The organism is Bradyrhizobium sp. 76 (assembly GCF_023073025.1).
GTDB lineage: Bacteria > Pseudomonadota > Alphaproteobacteria > Rhizobiales > Xanthobacteraceae > Bradyrhizobium.
On the sequence record NZ_JADPIS010000109.1, the window covers coordinates 302,315 to 322,228 of the forward strand.

Annotated in this window: 17 protein-coding genes and 1 tRNA gene; 5 read left to right on the top strand and 13 right to left on the bottom strand. The window is 64.0% G+C overall.

Translation table 11 applies throughout. From position 1 onward, the window contains the following. Window positions 1-158: 158 nt before the first annotated feature. The 7 genes from mbfA to IVB48_RS31155 form a co-directional block, all read right to left on the bottom strand. Window positions 159-1,130, bottom strand: coding sequence for an iron exporter MbfA (mbfA, locus tag IVB48_RS31125; RefSeq protein ID WP_027570114.1), 972 nt, complete (start codon window positions 1,128-1,130; stop codon window positions 159-161). Window positions 1,131-1,192: 62 nt separating this feature from the next. Further along, complete coding sequence (locus tag IVB48_RS31130) at window positions 1,193-2,344, bottom strand: alpha/beta hydrolase (protein WP_247406110.1); 1,152 nt, start codon at window positions 2,342-2,344, stop codon at window positions 1,193-1,195. Between the two features lie 133 nt (window positions 2,345-2,477). Next, window positions 2,478-3,347, bottom strand: coding sequence for an MBL fold metallo-hydrolase (locus IVB48_RS31135; protein WP_247406113.1), 870 nt, complete (start codon window positions 3,345-3,347; stop codon window positions 2,478-2,480). Between the two features lie 16 nt (window positions 3,348-3,363). Next, window positions 3,364-4,557, bottom strand: a complete 1,194-nt coding sequence (locus IVB48_RS31140; RefSeq protein WP_247406116.1) for a serine hydrolase — start codon at window positions 4,555-4,557, stop codon at window positions 3,364-3,366. A 25-nt stretch (window positions 4,558-4,582) separates the two neighbouring features. Then, entirely contained in the window at window positions 4,583-5,194 is a 612-nt protein-coding gene (locus IVB48_RS31145; RefSeq protein WP_247406118.1) for a glutathione S-transferase family protein, read from the bottom strand. A gap of 144 nt (window positions 5,195-5,338) precedes the next feature. Further along, window positions 5,339-6,181 (bottom strand): fumarylacetoacetate hydrolase family protein, encoded by an 843-nt coding sequence (locus tag IVB48_RS31150; RefSeq protein ID WP_247406120.1) that lies wholly within the window; start codon window positions 6,179-6,181, stop codon window positions 5,339-5,341. 129 nt (window positions 6,182-6,310) lie between these two features. Next, the gene (locus tag IVB48_RS31155) at window positions 6,311-7,159 is read right to left on the bottom strand and encodes an MBL fold metallo-hydrolase (RefSeq protein ID WP_247406122.1); all 849 of its coding nucleotides are present in this window, start codon (window positions 7,157-7,159) and stop codon (window positions 6,311-6,313) included. Between the two features lie 123 nt (window positions 7,160-7,282). Here IVB48_RS31155 and IVB48_RS31160 point away from each other — a divergent pair, with 123 nt between their 5' ends. Further along, complete coding sequence (locus tag IVB48_RS31160) at window positions 7,283-7,762, top strand: DUF3775 domain-containing protein (protein ID WP_027515358.1); 480 nt, start codon at window positions 7,283-7,285, stop codon at window positions 7,760-7,762. Window positions 7,763-7,774: 12 nt separating this feature from the next. Here the strand turns inward: IVB48_RS31160 and IVB48_RS31165 are convergent, their stop codons facing one another. The 3 genes from IVB48_RS31165 to IVB48_RS31175 all read right to left on the bottom strand — a co-directional run bounded on the left by IVB48_RS31165 (window position 7,775) and on the right by IVB48_RS31175 (window position 10,183). Then, window positions 7,775-8,764: an NADPH:quinone reductase gene (locus tag IVB48_RS31165; RefSeq protein ID WP_247406124.1), complete on the bottom strand. Its 990-nt coding sequence runs from the start codon at window positions 8,762-8,764 to the stop codon at window positions 7,775-7,777. After that, complete coding sequence (locus IVB48_RS31170; protein ID WP_247406125.1) at window positions 8,761-9,543, bottom strand: SDR family oxidoreductase; 783 nt, start codon at window positions 9,541-9,543, stop codon at window positions 8,761-8,763. Before IVB48_RS31170 ends, IVB48_RS31165 begins: the two co-directional genes overlap by 4 nt. A 127-nt stretch (window positions 9,544-9,670) precedes the next feature. Continuing rightward, window positions 9,671-10,183 carry a CvpA family protein gene (locus IVB48_RS31175; protein WP_247406126.1) on the bottom strand — a complete coding sequence of 171 codons (513 nt, stop codon included), beginning with the start codon at window positions 10,181-10,183 and terminating at the stop codon, window positions 9,671-9,673. A 127-nt stretch (window positions 10,184-10,310) separates the two neighbouring features. Between IVB48_RS31175 and IVB48_RS31180 the strand changes: the two genes are divergently transcribed. Then, a complete protein-coding gene (locus IVB48_RS31180; protein WP_247406127.1) occupies window positions 10,311-11,072 on the top strand; it encodes an SDR family NAD(P)-dependent oxidoreductase in 762 nt (253 codons plus the stop codon). Window positions 11,073-11,135: 63 nt separating this feature from the next. On the opposite strand, the gene IVB48_RS31185 is transcribed toward IVB48_RS31180, so the two are convergent. Together IVB48_RS31185 and IVB48_RS31190 are read right to left on the bottom strand one after the other, a co-directional pair. Beyond that, the gene (locus IVB48_RS31185) at window positions 11,136-12,728 is read right to left on the bottom strand and encodes a choline dehydrogenase (RefSeq protein ID WP_247406129.1); all 1,593 of its coding nucleotides are present in this window, start codon (window positions 12,726-12,728) and stop codon (window positions 11,136-11,138) included. A 120-nt stretch (window positions 12,729-12,848) separates the two neighbouring features. Continuing rightward, window positions 12,849-14,306, bottom strand: a complete 1,458-nt coding sequence (locus IVB48_RS31190; protein ID WP_247406131.1) for a coniferyl aldehyde dehydrogenase — start codon at window positions 14,304-14,306, stop codon at window positions 12,849-12,851. Window positions 14,307-14,619: 313 nt separating this feature from the next. Here IVB48_RS31190 and IVB48_RS31195 point away from each other — a divergent pair. Together IVB48_RS31195 and IVB48_RS31200 are read left to right on the top strand one after the other, a co-directional pair. Beyond that, window positions 14,620-14,696: transfer RNA gene (locus IVB48_RS31195), tRNA-Met, on the top strand. 286 nt (window positions 14,697-14,982) lie between these two features. Beyond that, a complete protein-coding gene (locus IVB48_RS31200) occupies window positions 14,983-15,882 on the top strand; it encodes an alpha/beta hydrolase (RefSeq protein ID WP_247406133.1) in 900 nt (299 codons plus the stop codon). A 143-nt stretch (window positions 15,883-16,025) separates the two neighbouring features. On the opposite strand, the gene IVB48_RS31205 is transcribed toward IVB48_RS31200, so the two are convergent. Continuing rightward, complete coding sequence (locus IVB48_RS31205; RefSeq protein WP_247406135.1) at window positions 16,026-16,517, bottom strand: hypothetical protein; 492 nt, start codon at window positions 16,515-16,517, stop codon at window positions 16,026-16,028. Window positions 16,518-16,808: 291 nt separating this feature from the next. Between IVB48_RS31205 and IVB48_RS31210 the strand changes: the two genes are divergently transcribed. Continuing rightward, complete coding sequence (locus tag IVB48_RS31210) at window positions 16,809-19,862, top strand: adenylate/guanylate cyclase domain-containing protein (RefSeq protein WP_247406466.1); 3,054 nt, start codon at window positions 16,809-16,811, stop codon at window positions 19,860-19,862. The last annotated feature ends 52 nt before the right edge of the window (window positions 19,863-19,914 follow it).

Here is a 19,914-nt window from a genome sequence, read left to right on the forward strand (position 1 = left end):
GATTGACATGTGAGCAAGACGGAACGCGGTGAGCCAAGCAACCATTCGCAGTCATCGCCCCGCTTGACCGGGCGATACAGTATTCCACCGGCGCAGATCGGATACGGAGAGGTCGCGGCGTACTGGATGCCCCGGTCAAGCCGGGGCATGACAACGTCCTACGCCGCTCCGATCAAAATCCCCACCGCCAGCACGATCGCGCCGCCGAGCACGATCTGGAACACGGCCTGGAGAAACGGCGTGTCCATGTAGCGCGCGCGGATGAAGGCGATCGCCCACAATTCGAAGAACACGACAATTCCGGCAATTCCGGTCGCGATCCAGAATGCGTTGGACCAGGTATCGGGCACGAGATAGGGCAAGGTGTGCCCAAGCCCGCCGAGCGTCGTCATCAAGCCGCAGGTGAGACCTCGCAGCCAGGGTGAACCTCGACCCGTCAGCGAGCCGTCGTCGGACAGCGCTTCCGCAAAACCCATGCTGATGCCGGCGCCGATCGAGGCGGCGAGGCCGACCAGAAATGTCTGCCAGTTCTGATGCGTGGCGAACGCAGCCGCGAACAGCGGCGCCAGCGTCGAGACGGAGCCGTCCATCAGGCCGGCGAGACCTGGCTGCACATATTGCAGCACGAACATGCGCCGGTTGGTGCGGTCTTCTTCGGCGCGCACGTCTGAGCTCAGGATCTGGTCCGTCAGCTTGGCGGCCACCTCTTCGTGGCCTTTCTCGGCTTCGGCCAGATCGCCGAGCAGGCGGCGCACGCCGACATCCTGCGCCTGTTCGGCGGCCTTCACGTAAAAGCGCTCGGCCTGCAATTCCATTGTCTCGACTTCCCTGCGGACGGTGTCGAGCGGCAGGTTTTTGGTGAGCCAGACCGGACGACGGCGCAGGAAGCCTTTGACGTCCTCGCGGCGGATCGGGGGCAAATGCGGACCGAAACGCTGCTCGTACATTTCCAGCAGCATGTGACGATGGCCGCGCTCTTCCTCGGCCATCTGCTCGAAGATCTTGGCCGAGTCCGGATAGCGCTCCTTCAGGTCCTCGGCGAAGCTCATATAGATGCGGCTGTCCTCCTCCTCGGAGGAGATCGCGACAGCAAGCACTTCGCGTTCGGTCAGATCGGCAAAATTCTTCACGGCCACCCTGCCTATATAGTTTAGAATAGTTCTAAACTATATAGGACGCCGAAGTTCCCGGGTCAAACCACGCCGCGGCTCTTCGCCAGGAAATCGAGCAGCAGACGGCTCACCTCGGCCGGTTGCTCCTGCTGCACCCAGTGACCGGCGCCGTCGACGAGGTGGCAGCCGAGCAGCTTCGTGCAGGTACGCGCCTGCATGGCCTCGAACACGCCGGGACGCTGGTAGGTGCCCCAATCCTGCTTGCCCGAGATGAAGCAGGAGGGGACGTCGATGTTGCGGCCGGCCAACAATTCGAGCTGGCTGTTGAATGCACCCGATGTGCCGCAGCGATACCATTGCAGGCCGCCCTGGAATCCGGTGCGGCCATATTCGGTGCTGTAGTAAGCGAGCTCGCGGTCGGGCAGCCATTGATTGGCGGCGATTGCGGCCGGCGAGGGCATCTCCTTCGCGACCGTCTCGGCCATGGTCTCGTTCAGGTCCATCACATAATAGGTCGGCAGCTTCGCAAGCTCGTTCGCCGACCAGGATTTCAGCGGATACGGCTTGTTGTCGGTCCAGTCCGCGCTCTTGTGATGATAGTAGGCGCGCAGGAAATCATGCACGCCCTGCGGCGCGCGGTGGATGTCGGCATTGGCCGGACGTGTCGCATAGTACCACTGATAATGCTTGCGCGGACGCGGCAAGGCGGCGAGCTCGCGATGCACGGGGTCTTCGGCCGGTGGCTTTGCCGGCGTGTCGACCGTGTTGAACGGCAGCGGCGGCGCTCCGCCGAACGGCGCGCTCATCATCGCCACCGAACGAAATACGTCAGGCCGCATCAGCGCGCACCAGGCCGCGACCGGACTGCCGAAATCATGTCCGACCAAATCGACCTGCCTGTATCCGAACGCCGACACCAGCCCGAGCGCATCCCGCACCAGGTTGAAGAGCGAAAACGGCGCGAGGTCGCCGTCGTACTCCGCGCTCCATCCCGTCGTCCGGCCATAGCCGCGCTGGTCCGGCGCGATCACGTGATAGCCGGCCGAGCTAAGCGCCGGCATCACCTTGCGCCAGGAGAAAGCGAGCTCCGGAAAGCCGTGCAGCAGCAGGATGCAGGCCCGGCCCTTGGTCTCGAAGCCGGCCTCCAGCACGTGCATGCGCAGGCCGTTGATGTCGTCGACATAGCGTGAGCGGATGCCGGCGGGCAGCGGGATGTCGGGGAGGTTGGTCATTGCTTTCTCCACACGGGTGGAATCGTAGGGTGGGCAAACGCGTGCTTCGCGCGCCGTGCCCACCATCATTCTACAACGCGTTTAGCATGGTGGGCACGCTTCGCTTTGCCCACCCTACGGCATCTCGGCTAGATCACACCGCCGCGCAGACGAACCCGCTGCCCTTGCGCCGGATCTTTCCCACCGACGGCGATGGGAAATGCGCGGTGCAGCACAGCGTGTCGGTGTCGCAATAGCGTTCCAGGAAGCTGCGGCGCGTCGTTGCCGCCCTGGCCTGATCGAGGTCGAACTTGACCGACAGCTCCGGATAGAGCGCCTGCAACGGCGAGTGCATGAGGTCGCCGGAGAACACGGCCTCGTCCTTGCCGCGGCCCATCGTGATGGCGATATGGCCCGGCGTATGGCCCGGCGTCGGCAGGATGCGGACGTGATCGCCGATCTGGTGATCGTTGCCGACGAGCTCGTGGCGTTTGGCCTCGACCACCGGCAGCACGCTGTCGGCGAAGGGCGGCACCTCCGCCTTCGCGTTCTGCTCGCTCCAGTGATCGAACTCCTGCTTGGCGAAGACGTAGCGCGCTTTCGGGAAGGTCGGCACCCAGCGGCCGTTCTCCAGCCGCGTGTTCCAGCCGACGTGATCGACATGCAGATGCGTGCACATCACGAAGTCGATGTCGCCGACCGAGAAACCTGCGGCGGCGAGACCGCGCATATAGGCATCATCAGTCTTCATGTTCCACTTCGGACGCTGCGGCCGCGGCTTGTCGTTGCCGATGCAGCTGTCGACCAGAATGGTGTGGTGCGGCGTCTTGATCACGTAGGACTGGAAGCACAGCATCAATGTGTCGCTGTCATCCAGGGCTTTCGCCTCCCTCATCCAGGCCCGGTTCTCGGCCAGCAGCTCCGGTGTCAGCCCCGGCAACATCTCCAGTGCCGGAACGAACGAGGTTTCCTGCTCGATGATGCGATGGATGGTGAGATCGCCGATCGCGTATTTCAGGCTCATGCTCGCTTCCTTGCACTCAGCGTGCGTCGCGCACGGACGGAATGACGATGTTGGAGAGGACGTCGATCGCGGCCAGCCCTTCCTTCGGCTGGCCGTATTGGGCAGCGGTGGTCATCATGACGAGATCAAGCTCGGGCACGATGAAAATGCGTTGTCCGCCCCAGCCGAAGGCGCCAACCCATTTGATTTCCCTCCCGCCGACCAGCGAGCGGCCCATCCACCATTGATAGCCGTAGAACAGCGTGCCGCCGAAATAGCCGACCGCCTGGAAGCGCGGTGCGATCGATTGTGCAATCCAATCGGCCGAGACGATCTGTTGGCCGTTCCACTGGCCGCGATCGAGCACGAGCTGGCCGAGCTTGGCGGCATCTCGCGGACGCAAGCGCAGGCCGGCGGCCGCAGCGATCTTGCCGTTCTTCGGGTAGGCCTTCCACTCGAAATCGGTGATTCCGAGCGGCTGGAACAGCACCTCGCGCGCAAACGTCTCCAGCGGCTTGCCGGAGACGCGTTCGAGGATGTTGCCGAGCAGTTCAGTCCCGCCGCCATTATAGGCCCAGAGCACATCCGGCGGCGCGGCGACCGGCCTTGCGAGCACATAGCCGATTGGATCGGCTTCAAAGCCGAGATGCGGCTCGTCGTTGTTCGGATCGGTCCAGGCCCGCGCCTCGTCCCATTTCATTCCCGAGGACATCGTCAGCAGATGGCGCAGCGTAATAGCCTCCCAGCCCGCCTGCTCCACCGCCTGATGGTCGGTGAAGAACTTGAGCACAGGCTCGTCGACGCCTTCGATCAGCTTGCGATCGATCGCGATGCCGACGAGCAGCGAAACGACGCTCTTCGATGCCGAGCGCATGTCGTGCTTTGTCGTCGCGGTGAATTCGCGCTGGCCTTCCGGTTGTCCCCAGGGTTGGTCGTAGCCGGCGAAGTATTGCTCGAAGACGAGCTTGCCGTGGCGCGCGACGACAACCGAATGGACCGAAGTCGCGCGTTGCCCGAGTCGTGCAGCGATGCCACAGAGTTGCGCGCCGTCCATGCCGACGCTGTCGGGCGACGCAGCCGTCCAGCCGTCGTCGGTTGACGATGGCGGTTCGCAGGCGAGGTTTCGCTGTCCAGGCACCATGCCGTCGGCTTGCACGGAAGTGGTTGAGACGATCAACGCGAGCATAAGGCTCGCGCCGAGAATGCTGAGGCGGGGGAAGCGATCGCGCATCATCCTTCTCCCCGCCGTCGCAATACTACGCCGCGGGCGGCACCGAGATCTTCACGGAGGGCCGCTCCAGCATCTTCTGGTGGAAGGCGTCGAGCTTCGGATAGGCCTTGCGCCAGCCGCATTCGGCGAAGCGGAAGTCGGCATAGCCGAGCACGCAGACCAGGCCGATCTGCGAGATGTCGAACGGCCCGTTGAGGACATCGGGCATGTTCTCGAAGCGCGCCATGCCGGTCCAGGCCCGGTTCCAATGGTCGTCCGACCACGCCTGCCATTGCAGGCCCTGCGGCCGCACCATCTTCTCGTAGCGGCACAGCAGCATGGAATCGAGCATGCCGTTGATCAGGGCATGATTGGTCTTGGCCTTCCAGCGCCGCGGACCGTAGTCCGGGATCAGGCTGCCGCCGGCCATCTCGTTGAGGTATTCGACGATGACGTAGGAGTCCAGGATGACATCGCCGTCATTGGTGATCAGCACCGGCAGCTTCTTCAGCGGCGTGATCTTCGAATAGTCCTCGTTGGCCGTGCCCGGCGCGACGGCTGCCGGCGTGAACTCGATCTTGTCGATCAGCCCGAGCTCGATCGCGGCGATGCGCACCTTGCGGGCAAAGGGCGAGGCGGGGGAGAAGGTGAGCTTCATGGCGAGTATCCAAAAAATAAAAGTTTTGCTTCGTCATTGCGAGGAGCACTTGCGACGAAGCAATCCAGACTGTCTCCGCGGATGGATTACTGGATTGCTTCGCTTCGCTCGCAATGACGGTGTGGCGGCAGTGATGATCGCGGCTTACGCCGCGACGATCTCCTGGCGCTGCTCGCCGAGACCCTCGATGCCGAGCGTGATGATGTCGCCGACGTTGAGGAAGGTCGGAGGCTTCATGCCGAGGCCGACGCCGGGCGGCGTGCCCGTCGTGATGATGTCGCCCGGCAGCAGCGTCATGAACTGCGAGACATAAGAGATGCACTTGGCCATCGAGAAGATCATGGTCTTGGTCGAGCCGGTCTGGCGGCGCTGACCGTTGACGTCGAGCCACATCGGCAGGTTCTGCACGTCCTTGATCTCGTCCTTGGTGGCGAGCCAGGGACCGAGCGGGCCGAACGTGTCGTGCGACTTGCCCTTGGTCCACTGACCCAGGCGCTCGATCTGGAAAGCGCGTTCGGAGACGTCGTTGCAGACGCAGTAGCCGGCGACGTGGTTGAGCGCGTCGGCTTCCGAGACGTATTTTGCGCGCGTGCCGATGATCGCGGCGATCTCGACCTCCCAGTCGAGCTTGGTCGAGCCGCGCGGCTTCTCGACGGCGTCGTTCGGGCCGGACAGCGAGGTGTTGGCCTTCATGAAGATGATCGGCTCGCTCGGGATCTCCGCGCCGGTCTCCTTGGCGTGGTCGCTGTAGTTGAGGCCGATCGCCACGAATTTCGACATGCCGGTGACGGGGGCGCCGAACCGCGGCTTGCCGGAGACGGCGGGCAGCGAGGCGGGATCGAGCGCCGCCAGCTTCTTCAGGCTGTCAGGCGAATAGGCCTCGCCGGTCAGGTCCTTCACATGCGCCGACAGGTCGCGCAACTGGCCGGATTTGTCGATCAGGCCGGGCTTTTCCGCACCCTTCTCGCCATAACGAACAAGCTTCATTCTCGTTTCTCCCTGGACTGGACCGATCGGTTGAACAGCTTCATGGAACAGGGCGGCGGGAAATTCAACCGCTCAAAGAGGGCGCATTGCAGCCCTCTCGATTCGGGAGGTTCGTCCGGGGCACGAGACTTAGGCCAGCGCCTCGAACCTGAACGCGTCCCCGTCCCGCCTGATATGCCCGGCCGAAAAATGCCCGCCGATCACCAGCGTCGGGGTGTCGGCAAACCGGCCGAACAATTCGCGCCGCGTCGCGGCAGATTGGCTCTGATCGGAATCCGCGGTCGAGGACCAGCCGAGATGCGCCATCTGGCAGGGATGATGGGCGACGTCGCCCGTCAGCAGTCCCTGCTCGCCGTCTGACCGGATCAGAATGCTCACATGCCCGGGGCTGTGGCCGGGGGTCGGGATCATGCTGATCTCGTCGCTGAGCCGGTGGTCGCTCGCGATCAGCTCGGCCCGGTCGGCATCGACGATCGGCTTCACGGAATCGCCAAACACGGCCTGCTTGTCCGGCTCGGTGGAATGGTCGCGCCAATGCTCATACTCGGTCTTGCCGAAGACATAGCGCGCGTTGGGGAAGGTCGGCACCCATTGGCCGTCGACCCATTTCGTGTTCCAGCCGACATGGTCGACGTGAAGATGCGTGCACAGCACGGTATCGATGCTGTCGGGCGGAAAGCCCGCCGCAATCATCGTCTCCAGGAACGGCGTGGTGCGATTGTTCCAGGTCGGGACGTTGCGGCCCTGCTTGTCATTGCCGAGCCCGGTATCGACCACGATGCGGCGCGAAGGCGTCTCCACCACCAGCGAATGGATCGACATCTTCAGCCGGCCTTCTTCCGTGGCGAAATGCGGGATCAGCCAAGGCAGCTTCTGGATTTCTGCATTGCTCGCCAAGGGCAGAATGAAGCGGGTCGAGCCGACCGTCTCCAATTCCACGACTTTGGTGATTTTGACCCTGCCGACCTTCCACTGCATCCGGCGCATCCTCATGTTCTTGCTTTGGCGGGGAACATGCGCAGTTTCGCGGGCAGGCGCAATGGATCATCTGACGCGGTGCGGCGTTATCGCGGGAACCCAGGGAAAGACAAAGGGCCAGCCATGCCAGAGCTTGCGATTTCCGCGGAGAAGGTCGCCTTCATCATCGAAAAGGCGCGTGAATTCGACGTCAAGCAGGCGGATTCCGATCCGGATTCCGGCTCGAATGCGACGGATGACGATGCGGTCGACGTCCTCGAGGATGACGGCTCCGATCCGGTGGTCAACGAACTCGGAAGTTTCATCGTGGCCATGAACGAGGACGAGCAGATCGATCTCGTCGCGCTAACCTGGCTCGGCCGCGGCGACGGCACGATCGACGACTGGGACGATCTGCGCGCACGCGCGGTGGAGGCGCGCGCCGAGTATCGCAGCCCCCGGCGCGAGACGGCGCATTATCTCCTCGGTGAGCCGATGCTGGGCGATCTGCTCGCCGACGGGCTCGACGAATTCGGCGTCGACTGGACCGACGGAAACCCAGTCGCCGATTCATCCAGTCCGAGCCAGCGGGACGAAGACGAGCCCACCAAGCAACAGCGGTGATTCCGGCCGATATCAGCGCGCGCAGTCAACGACCACGGTGCCGAGCTTGTCGCCTTTCTCGACGGCGACATGGGCTTGCGCCGTCTCCGACAGCGCAAACTGCGCCGCGACATTGTGGATTCGCGGCCCCGCTGCCAGCCATTTCGAGATGTCGGCCTGCGCCGCCGCCAGCAGCGCCGGCGGCAGCGCGAACAAGACGAGCGAGCGGAGCGTGATGCACTTCTCCATCAGCTCGCGCATCGGCACGGTCGGCGTGCGGTTGCCGTTGGTGGCGTAGACCGCGATTGTCGAATTCATTGCCATCAACTTCAGGGTCGTCGCGATGTTGCCGCCGAAATCGACATCGACCAATTGGTCGACCCCGCGTCCGCCGGTGAAGGCCATCGCCTTGGCAACGACGTCTTCGTCCCTGTAATTGACCACGAGATCGGCACCAGCCTGTCGCGCCTGCTCGCCTTTCATCGCCGAGCTGACGGTCGCGATCACCTGCGCGCCGCCCCATTTCGCGAGTTGCACGGCGTAATGCCCGACTGCACCCGCGCCGCCGGTGACCAGCACGGTCTTGCCGACGATCGGTCCGTCCGCAAATAGCGAGCACCACGCCGTCATAGCGGGAATGCCCAGCGTCGCGCCTTCCGCAAAAGAGAGGTTGTCCGGCAGCGGCGTCACCAGATGCTCGGCAAGCGCGATATGTTCGGCCGCGGTGCCAAAGGCGCGGCCGTTGCGCTGGCCGTTGAAAAGCCAGACCCTGTCGCCGATCTTGAACCGCGTCGCGCCATCGCCGGTCTGGTCGATAAACCCCGCGCCATCGCTGTTCGGAATGACGCGCGAAAATTCCTTCGCGCGATAGCTGCCCCCGCGCCGGCCGACATCGGCCGGATTGACGCCGGAGGCTTCCAGGCGAATACGAACTTCGCCTGGACCTGCGACCGGCGTCGCCATCTCACGATAGGTGAGGACGTCCGCCGCCGGTCCTGTCTCCTCGTACCAGACCGCCCTCACAGCGTTCCCGGGAAGGCACCGCCATCGAGCAGAAGGTTCTGACCGGTGATGAAGCCGGCCCTGCTGCCGCACAGGAAGGCGCAGGCGTAGCCGAACTCGTCGGGATCGCCGAAGCGGCCCGCGGGATTGAGCTTGGCGCGCTCGGCCAAAACCTGGTCCGGCGTGATGCCGCGCTTCTCGGATTCCCCCTTCGCGGTGCTGCGCAGCCGATCGGTCTCGAACGGGCCCGGCAGCAGGCCGTTGATGGTGACGTTGTTGATCACGGTCTTGCGCGACAGGCCGGCGATGAAGCCGGTGAGGCCGGCGCGTGCGCCGTTGGAGAGACCGAGAATGTCGATCGGCGCCTTCACCGCGGCCGAGGTGACGTTGACAATGCGGCCGAACTTGCGCGCCATCATGCCGTCCACGGTCGATTTGATCAGCTCGATCGGGGTCAGCATGTTGGCGTCGATCGCCTTGATCCAGTCGTCGCGGGTCCAGTTGCGGAAATCGCCGGGCGGCGGTCCGCCGGCATTGTTGATCAGGATATCCGGCTCGGGGCAGGCCTTCAACACCGCCTCGCGGCCCGCCGGCGTCGTGATGTCGCCGACAATCTCGGTGACGGTCACATCAGGATAGGCCTTGCGGATGTCGTCGGCCGTCTTCTTCAGGGCCTCGGCGCCGCGCGCGGTCAGCGTGACGTGAACGCCGGCCTCGGCCAGCGAGATGGCGCAGGCGCGTCCGAGGCCTTTGCTGGATGCGCAGACGATGGCGCGGCGACCTTTGATCCCAAGATCCACTGTTTCACTCCCGTAATGTCATGCAGGTTTTTAGAGCCGCTATTCTAGCCAACCTTGGCGCCGCTGATAAGGGATTGGCTCGCATCAAAATGCATGCGCGCTTGCCCGGCGATGCAAATGCGCCTCATCAGATGCGCCGCTCCTGCTTGAGGCGGTCGATCGCGGAGGCTGCCTCCGGCGGCAGCGACTTGAAGCCCATCCGGCCGGCCGTCGAGAACAGCGGCCGTAGGTGCGAGCCGGCGAGAAACGGCGGCTGGCGGTTGGCCGGCACGATCTGGTCGAACACCAGCACCAGCGTCGTGGCGACGAGGCCGACCCTGATGGCGCCGAGCGCTGCGCCGCCAAGCCGGTCGCCGATGCCGGCCTGCCGTATCGTGTCGCTCAGCGCCAGCCGGCCGAGATATCCAAACAGCATGCCGACCACCACGAAGATGCCGAAGAACCAGATCCAGTTCTGCAGCAGCGGCGCGTTCGGATTGCCCGCGACCTGCGGGACGATCAGCGGCATCAGCGCGACGGCGATGGGGGCGGCGAGGAGATAGGCCAGGATCGTCATGGCGCTACCGAGCAGGCCGGTCCTGAAACCGAAACCGATCGCGATGGCGAACGCCGCATAGACGGCGAGATCGAAACTGTTCATGCGCGGGAGCCTGCCATGGAACGAGTGAACGCAGAACCGATCATTCCGGTTTCAGATCGTTAAAATCGTCTGTATTGATGGCCAAAAGCTCAGGGATCGCCCCAAGGAAAGCGTCAAGGAAAGCGTCATGTCAGACCTATTCGACGTCAGTCAGGAAACCATCCTCATCACAGGTGCGAGCCAGGGCTTGGGGCGGCAATTTGCCCGGGTGTTGGGGGCACATGGCGCGGCCGTCGCGCTCGCCGCGCGGCAGACCGACAAGCTGAAAAGCCTGGAAGACGAGATCCGCGGCAAAGGCGGCCGTGCCGCCGCCGTCGCACTCGACGTCACCGACACCGCATCGATCGCCAGGGCCGTCGATGCCACGGAAGCCGCGCTCGGCCCGGTCACGGTGCTGATCAACAATGCCGGCATCGCCATCGAAAAGCTCGCGACCGAGCAGACCGAGGCCGATTGGGACGCGGTGATCGGCGCCAATCTCAAGGGCGCCTATTTTCTCGCGACCGAGATCGCGCGCCGCATGATCGCGCGCAAGCAGGCAGGCAACATCGTCAACATCGCCTCCGTGCTCGGCACCGGCGTGCTGAAGGCGCTGTCGCCTTACGCGATCTCCAAGGCCGGCATCATCCAGGCGACCAAGGCGATGGCGCTGGAGCTTGCGGGGCAGAATATCCGCATCAACGCGCTGGCGCCCGGCTACATCGACACCGAGATGAACCACGCGTTCTGGTCGACGCCGCCGGGCGAGCGCCTGACCAAACGCATCCCACAGCGCCGCATCGGCGCCGAGTCCGATCTCGACGGCGCGATCCTGCTGCTCGCGTCGAAGGCCTCGCGGTACATGACGGGCAGCGTGGTGACGGTGGACGGCGGGTTCTTGTTGAATTGAGCGCACCGCTGTCGTCCCGGCCTAGTGCGCAATTGCGCACTAGGCCGGGACGACGAGGTAGAGTCACCGCATCTCCGCCCTGATCATATCCGCTGCCTTCTCCCCGATCATGATGGTCGGCGCATTGGTGTTGCCGCCGATCAATGTCGGCATGATCGAGGCATCGACGACGCGCAGGCCTTCGACGCCGTGCACCTTCAGCGCCGGATCGACCACGGCCATGGCGTCGGTGCCCATCTTGCAGGTGCCGACGGGGTGATAGACGGTGTCGACACGCGCGCGCAGGATGGCGCGGATGTCGTCGTCCGTTCTCACATCGGACGTGAACATGTCCTTCTTCTGCAACGCGCGCATCGCGGGCGTCTCCATCAGCCGCCGCGTGGTCTTGAAGCCGGCGACCATCGTCTCGAGATCCTCCGCCTCGCCCAAGAAGTTCGGATCGATCATCGGCGCCGCCAGCGGATCGGCGCTTTTCAGCCAGACGCTGCCACGGCTCTTCGGTCGCAACAGGCAGACATGGCACGAGAAGCCCGCCTCCTTGTGCTTCTTGCGGCCGTGGTCGTCGAGCATCGCGATGATGAAGTGCAGCTGGATGTCGGGCACATCGAGATCGGCTCGGGTTTTCAGGAAGCCGCCACACTCGGCGAAATTGGTGGTCATCAGTCCGCGCCGGTCCCGGCGATATCGCTGGATGGCGCGGAGCAGGGATGGCAGCCGGCCGAGCGATGAGTGGACGAAGTGCGGGTAGTCGGAGGCGTAGACGAACACGAAATCCGGATGATCCTGCAGATTGCGTCCGACGCCCGGCAAATGACGCACGACGCCGATACCGTGCGCGGCAAGCGCATCGCCATCGCCGATGCCCGACAGCATCAGCAATTGCGGCGACTGGAAGGCGCCGGAGGCGAGGATCACCTCGCGACGGGCGCGCAGCTGCTTTGTCTGCTTGCCCTGTACATATTCGATGCCGACCGCGCGCCCACCTTCGAACAGGATGCGCGTGGCATGCGCCTGCGTCTCGACACGCAGATTCGCGCGCTTGCCCATGTGCGGATTCACATAGGCGCGCGCCGCGCTCCAGCGCTCGCCATTGTGTTGCGTCACCTGGTAGCTGCCGAGGCCTTCGTGGTCGTCTTCATTGAAGTCCTCGCGGATGCGGAACTGTGCCTCGCGGGCGGCCTGATGGAAGATTTCGTGGATCGGATTGTCCGAGCGCAGCCTGTTGACATGCAGCGGGCCGCCCTTGCCATGATACGCGCCGTCGAAATCGGCGTTGTTCTCCGAGCGCTTGAAATAGGGCAGCACGTCCGCGTACGACCAGCCGGCATTGCCGAGCGAGGCCCAGTGGTCGTAGTCCCATTTGTTGCCGCGGATATAGACCATGGCATTGATCGCCGAGGACCCGCCGAGCCCCTTGCCGCGCGGTTGATAGCCGATACGGCCGCTCAATCCCTTCTGCGGCACGGTATCGAAGCCCCAGTTCGCGACCTTGTATGGCAAAGCGAGTCCGAACGGCGTGGTGATCCGCCAATTATCGTTCCGTCCGCCGGCATCGAGCAGCGCCACGGATGTCCCCGCATCCTCCGACAGCCGCCCCGCCACCGCGCAGCCGCCGGAGCCCGCGCCCACAACGACGAAATCGAATGTGTCCGTCACTGATGTTTCCCCCTGCATTCCTTCTTTCCGTCCTTGCGAGCGCAAGCGAAGCAATCCAGACTTTCGCCGCGGAGGGATTCTGGATTGCTTCGCTGCGCTCGCAACGACGAATGTTGAAACCTACGACATGAACCGCATCATCTTCTCCAGCCGCGCGATCTTGCCGCCGTAGGGCGGATAGAGGTCGGCGAGGCGGTTGAATTTTGAGCGGTAGAACACCGGCTTCAGCTTGCTGAACGTGCGAAAGCCCCATTCGCCGTGATAGGCGCCGGTGCCGGATGCGCCGACGCCGCCCATCGGCTGGTTGATTTGCGCGAAGTGGAACAGGCAATCGTTGATGGTGACGCCGCCGGAGACGGTGCGCGCCAGCACCTCGTCGCGCGCATTGCTGTCCTTGCCGAACCAGTACAGCGCCAGCGGCCGGTCGCGGGCGTTAACGAAGGCGATGGCGTCCGCCGGGTCGCGATAACCAAGCACGGGGAGCACAGGACCGAAAATCTCCTCCTGCATGACCGCCATGTCTGCGGTTGCGCCCACGATCAGCGTCGGCGGGAATTTGCGGTGCGCTTTCCAGTTGGGATCGTCCGCCTTCGCCGGCTGCAGGATCTTGGCGCCGCGGCGTGCCGCATCCGCGACGAGAGTCTCCAGCCGGGCATAATGCCGGTCGGAGATCACGGAGGTGTAGTCCTTGTTGGAGGGGTCGGTGCCGAACATACGTCGCATCTGCGCGCGCACTTTTTCGGCGAAGGCCTGCAGCGAGCGCTCGGGCACCAGCACATAGTCCGGCGCGATGCAGGTCTGCCCGGCATTGAGCAGCTTGCCGTAGGCGATGCGTTCGGCGGCCTCTTCGAGGTCGGCCGAGGCGTCGATGATAACAGGCGACTTGCCGCCGAGCTCGAGCGTGACCGGCGTCAGATTGCGCCCCGCGGCCTCCGCCACCAGCCGCCCGACCCGGGTCGAGCCGGTGAACACCAGATGATCGAACGGCAGCGATGCGAAGGCCTTCGCGATTTCGTCCTCAATGCCGGTGACGAGCAACTCCGCAGCGTCGAACCGCGCGGCGACCGTCTCCTTCAGCAGCGCTGAGAAATGCGGCACGAGCTCGCTCGGCTTGATGATGACGCGGTTGCCGGCGGCGAGTGCGCCGATGGCGGGCGCGAGCGTCAGCTGCAGCGGATAATTCCACGGCGCGATGATGCCGACGACGCCGAGCGGCTGCGGCATCAGCCGGTTGCGCGCGGGCAGGAATTGCAGCGCCGTCGAAACGCGCTGCGGCGCCATCCAGCTTTTGAGGTGTTTCGTGGCATGACGGATCTCGGAGAACACCATCATGGTCTCGGCGATGGTGGTCTCGACCGCGCAGCGGTGGCCGAAATCCGCCGAGATCGCCTGCCGGAAGCGCTCCTCGTTGTCCGCGACCACGGCGCGCAGCCGCGCCAGCCGGTCGAGCCGCTCGGCGAGGCCAGGCGCCGGCTCGGCCCGCGACCGCGCGACCATGGCACGGAAGGTTTCCTCAACGGCCCGAAGCGGGGCGCTCGGCGGGGGGCGGTCCAAGGGGCGATCCAAGCCGTGGTCCATGGCATTCCCCCCCTTGAAGTGACGTTTCCGCCTGGTTTTGTGGCCGCAAGCTGGCCCCTTGTGGAACTTCTGGCAAGGGCGGGCGAAATAGGCCGCAAATTCGTCCACCGCGCTGTCATAAAGTCGAAAAAAAACGTCCCCGCAGCCCTTTCCAAAGGCACCCCGGGTTGGTACATACCGCCCGCACCCAACGGGCTTTGCCCGGGGTTGCCTTCCAAGGAAGCCTTCGGGACGAACGAAGCAAGCCACGCGAACAGCGCCGGCCCTTCATTCACCGTCCCCGGCACTTTCACGAAGGCAAAGCAACGGTTAACGCGGGGTGGAGCAGCCCGGTAGCTCGTCAGGCTCATAACCTGAAGGTCATAGGTTCAAATCCTATCCCCGCAACCAAGTTCGGACCTGACCGGTCCCGATCCGAAAATGGCCCGCATCACGCGGGCCATTTTTGTTTTGGGTGTCCTCGAGCATGCATGTCCTGCTTTGGCTGAGCCTTGGTTCGTTCGGACCATGCCGAAGCACGTCCCGTCGCCGTCGGTGGAGGTCCCGAGCGCAAGCGCGATCCGTCCAGAGCATGCCGTCCGGGAAGGAACCCGGGATGGCGCCGGGCGTCAACACGAGTCACCGGCGCGTCCGGTGCTCACTTGTTGGCTTGCCGTCGTTCGGAAGGAGAGGGCCAATGCAGTTCGAAGATTTCGAGGCCGCCGATGTTCGGGCGGATGAGACACGAATCTTCATCCGTCGCGCCGGTTCGGGGCCGGCCGTTCTCCTGTTGCACGGATTTCCGCAGACGCATCTGATGTGGCGCGACGTTGCGCCGGTGCTCGCGCAGAACTTCACGGTGGTCTGCGCCGATCTTCGCGGATATGGCCAAAGCGATTGTCCTCCCTCCAGTCCGGACCATACGCCATATGCAAAACGAGCAATGGCAAAGGACATGGTGTCCGTCATGACGAAACTCGGCTTCGACCGTTTCTCGGTCGCGGGCCATGATCGCGGCGGCCGTGTCGCCTATCGGCTCGCGCTTGATCACCGCGAACGCGTGCAGCGGCTTGCCGTCCTGGACATCGTTCCGATCGCCGATGCCTGGGAGCGCGCCGACAAGAACCTGACGGTCGGCTATTGGCCGTGGTCGTTGCTTGCGCAGCCTGAACCTCTTCCCGAGCGGCTGTTGTCGGCAGCCCCCGATGCCATCATCGACAATGCGCTGCATGGCTGGGGGTCTTCAGCTGGCAGCTTCAGTCCGGCGGTGCGGGCAGCCTATATCGACGCGTTGAGCGACGAGGCGCATGTTCATGCGATCTGCGAGGAATATCGTGCGGCCGCGACACTCGATCACGCGCACGATCTGGCGGACCGTCGTTCCGGCCGCCGAATTGACTGCCCTGTGCTCGTGCTCTGGAGCGGTCGCGGCCCTCTGAACGCGTGGTATGCGAGCGAGGGCGGCCCGTTGGGGCTCTGGCGGAGCTGGGCCGATGATTTGGACGGAAAGCCGCTTGATGGCGGGCACTTCTTCCCGGAGGAGCTTCCGCAGCAGACTGCGTACGAGCTGAACCGGTTTTTCGGAAGCGGCGGATAGGACCAGCGGCTTGGCCGTGCTGCTTCCTTCGACAGCTCTTGGCGAGCGCGAGGGCTGCCCCTTGGGGCGGGCGGCGATCGGAAGCAAACATTAAGCCCGCGCTAATGCGCAGGCGTAATGCGTTCTTGCGTACTATCCGAAGCTCAGGGTCTGTGCGGACAGACCATCGTCAGATTGAGCAGCGTGGGCGTCTTGCTGTCTGCCTCGTACTCCCACTCCAGCCGAATCTCATGCCGGTCAGCGCCGCGATCGGCCGGCGCATGCGTGATGATGTTGGTCTTCATGGGAATCGGAGGCTCCGAGTTGAAGCACTTCCGGACACAGGCATCGAGCAACGCGCATCGCGTCAGGGGAATCACGTTCGGCTCGTCCTTCGACAGCGGTGTGGTATTCGGTTGGAACGTGAGATCGACGCGAGCGCGGCCCTTCTCCTTCTGCCAGTGCTTCGCGCTTCCCTGCGGCCACTTGCTCTTCGGCGTCAAAACTAGGTGATATTGGCCGTATTCCAATGTCGGGAGGTGGATATTTTCCGAGGCCTTGAGCTTCTTTACGCTCTTCTTCATGTTCTCCAATGGGTAGTAGTTGCCATTCATCAGGTCCTTAAATGGCTTACCCGTATATACTCTCATGCCCATGTATTTTGCCCCTCAATGAGTACTTGGCTTTCCCGGGAAATGTGCAGCTCCGCGAAGCTTGACGACCACAACACGAGCCTGGCGGCTCGTCATACGCAGCCTGTTTTTCGCGCAGCTTTCGGTAAGCTACCACCTGGGACTGTGAATCGTCCAGATCAGCAACCGGCTCGAGGATGTTTGCCCAAGATGAGCCGCATGCCCCGTTGCTAACCAGGTTTCCATAAGCGATCTTATTGCTTCGTTCGCAGAGGCCGACCGACGATGCCGCTGCAAGGCCTTGAAAGCACGGGAATGCATTGCGCGGCATGTCAGTCGACGATCGACCCTGGCGACAGCCGGTGTCCCAATTGCGGTGCAGGCGTGCAACGTTCCGATCCCGACAGCGAACGACGGTTCGTCACGATTTTACGGGCCGATGTGATTGATTCCACCGGGCTTGTTGCCGAACTGGATCCGGAGGAGGCGGTCTCGCGCCTGGAGCCGGCCCTGGCGTCCATGAGAGGCGCGGTTCGGCAGTTCGGCGGCATCGTCAGCAAGGAGCTGGGCGATGGGCTTGCCGCGGTGTTCGGCGCCCCGATCGCGGATGACAATCATGCCCCGATGGCCTGCCACGCCGCGATCGAGCTCGTCCGCCGCGTCGCAAGCCTGGGTGACCCCGGACTTCAGGTGCGGGTCGGTCTCCACTCTGGCCATGTCGTGGCCTACATGGTCGCCAGCGAGTTCTCCAAGGTTTACGAGATCGGGGGCGCCGCCCAGCATCTGGCCGCGCGGTTGGAGGCGGCGGCAGAGGCGAATCAGATCTACGTCTCGGAGGCCTGTCAAAAGCTCGCCGAGGGACATGTCCGGTTCGAATCATTGGGCGACAAGTCCCTGCGCGGCTTCAATCAGCCCGTGCCGGTCTACCGGATCGTGGGCGCGAGCGACCTGTCGAGCTGGCGGGTACGGCGGGCGCGTAGCGTTTCTCGCTTCGTCGATCGCACGATTGAGCGGGCTCTGCTGGAGCGCACCTCCGGAAACGCCAGGACAACCCGGCAGAGCGTCCTGCTGCTGGGCGATGCGGGTATCGGAAAATCGCGGCTCGCGCACGAGTTTGCCCAGCAGCTGAGAGCGGATGGCTGGCGGTTGATCGATGCGGAATGTAGCCCGAACCTCCAAGGCGCGCCCTTCAGCACGCTCAAGCGGCTCTTGCTCTCGATCCTGGAGGGGACAGCAAGACACCCCGGCAGTCCAAGCGATCCTCGGGACGATCTGCCGGCGATACAACAGTGCGCCCTCGACGCAGTGCTCGACCTACCGATATCGAATCCGTACTGGGACGAGCTGGAGCCTCACGCACGGGGACAAGCGATCGCAGACGCAAGCTGTGCCCTCGTTGGAAGCCTGGCCCATCGCCAGCCAACGGTAGTCTTGCTCGAGGATCTGCACTGGATTGACCGTGCGAGCGATATCGTCGTAGCCGCCGTTGCGTCGCTACAGGCGCCCGGTCTTCTCGTGCTGTTCACCTCCCGGCCGAATGGCATGCCGGTCTGGATCGCGCGCTGTCACGCCGAGATCGTCGCGATGCGGCCCCTCGACGACGATTCGGGGTTGGCCATGCTGGCAGACATGCTTGGCTCCTCGGAGACCAACGCCGATTTGAAGAGCCGGATCATTTCTCATACTGCCAACGTTCCCCTGTTCATCGAGGAGGTCTGCCGCGGGTTGAAGGATAGCGGCACGCTGCGTGGCCAATGGGGCGATCTTGCGCTCGTGCGTCCGATCGACGAACTCGGCATTCCCAGCAGCATCCAGGGCGTGATTGCAGCGCGCCTCGATCGGGTATCGAAGCAAGAACGGTCCATTCTGCAGATCGCCGCCACTTTGGGGCCGAGATCGAACGAAGCCTTGCTTGAAAAGATCGCAGCCCTGTCTCGTGACGTTCTCCAGGGGTGCCTCGCGGCGCTCGATCGCGCTGAGTTGCTTGTCAGGATCGATAGCGAATTGGAGAATTCCCTGGAATTCCGGCATGAGATGGTCCGGCAGGTCACCTATGACTCGATGGTCGAAAAGGTACGCGAAGACATCCATGCGCGCGTTCTTTCGGCCCTGGAGGACAGCGAAGGCAGTGCCGACGATCCCGACAAGCTCTGCTACCACGCCACGCGGGCGAAGGATTGGGACAAGTCGTTCAGCTATGGCAGGGCTTCGGCGAGAAGATGTCTGGCGCGGTCGGCATTTGCCGATGCGGCTGACTATTTCGAGGTAGCCATGAGGTCTTTGGACATGATGCCGGCGAATCCCTTGAGGGAGGCGAGCGCCGTGGATGTTCGTATCGAGGCGCGTGCGGCATTCATTGCGTCTGGCCAGATTGCCGAATGGCTCAACCTCGGCAAGGAGGCTGAGCGTCGCGCCGGTGCGATCAACGACATCGGACGGAAGGTGGCGGCCATGACGGTTATGGCGGCTGCACAAAATTTCTACGGCACGCCCATCGAAGCGATCACCCTCGGTGAGCAAGTCGCGCACCTCGCGGAGGAGTGGGGTAATCCTGGATGGCTCAATGCCGCGCACTACGGGCTCGGACAGGTGTATTTTCTTGCCGGGCGCTACCGTGAAGCTGATCGATTCTTCGCCCGGAGCTGCGCTCAGCTGATGGGGCCGGAGCCCAGCGCGCCTTTCGGCTCGACACCGAAATACGCATTGTTGCTCTGCTGCATGATGAGCAGCATTACCCACACCGTCATGGGCGAGCTCGATGCCGCCGAACAACTCCAGCAACAAGCCGCCGCGATCGCGGAGGAGACGGGCCGGCCCTATGACCGTGTCGCCGCCGCCTACAGCGGCGGCTGCCTGAAGCTCGGCCGCGGCGAGCCGGCGGCGGCCGCGGCCATTCTCGAGGATGGTTTTGTCCTGGCGCAGAAGCACGGCATCCGGCTGTTCGTGCCGGTGCTCGCCTGCCATCTCGGCATGGCCTATCTGGAGCAGGGGCGGTTCGACCGGGCGCGCGGCATGCTGACGGAGGCGCGTGAGGAGGCCAAGGCCGTCGGCTATACCTCGGCGGTGCTGCGCAGCTCGATCTACCTGGCGCTCGCCACCCACCGGCTCGGCGACGTCCAGGCCGCGCAGAACATGCTGCGCGAGGCGCGCAACACCGCGCGGCAACAGGGGTTCTCCGGCCTGGAGGCGGAGGCGCTATTCGGCGAGGCCGTGGTGACGCCGCCGTCGGATGCGGAGGCCAAGGCGGCGATCCTTGGCGCCCTGCGCGCGACCATCGCGATCGCCGCCGAGAGCGGCGCGCTGCCGCTGCGGCACAAAGCCGAGGCGATGCTCAACGAGATGCAGGCGGCGGGTGACGAGCTCAGCTGACGGTAGCGGCGGCCGGGCTGCCATCGCGGCCGAAATCTGCCCGACGCGTCAA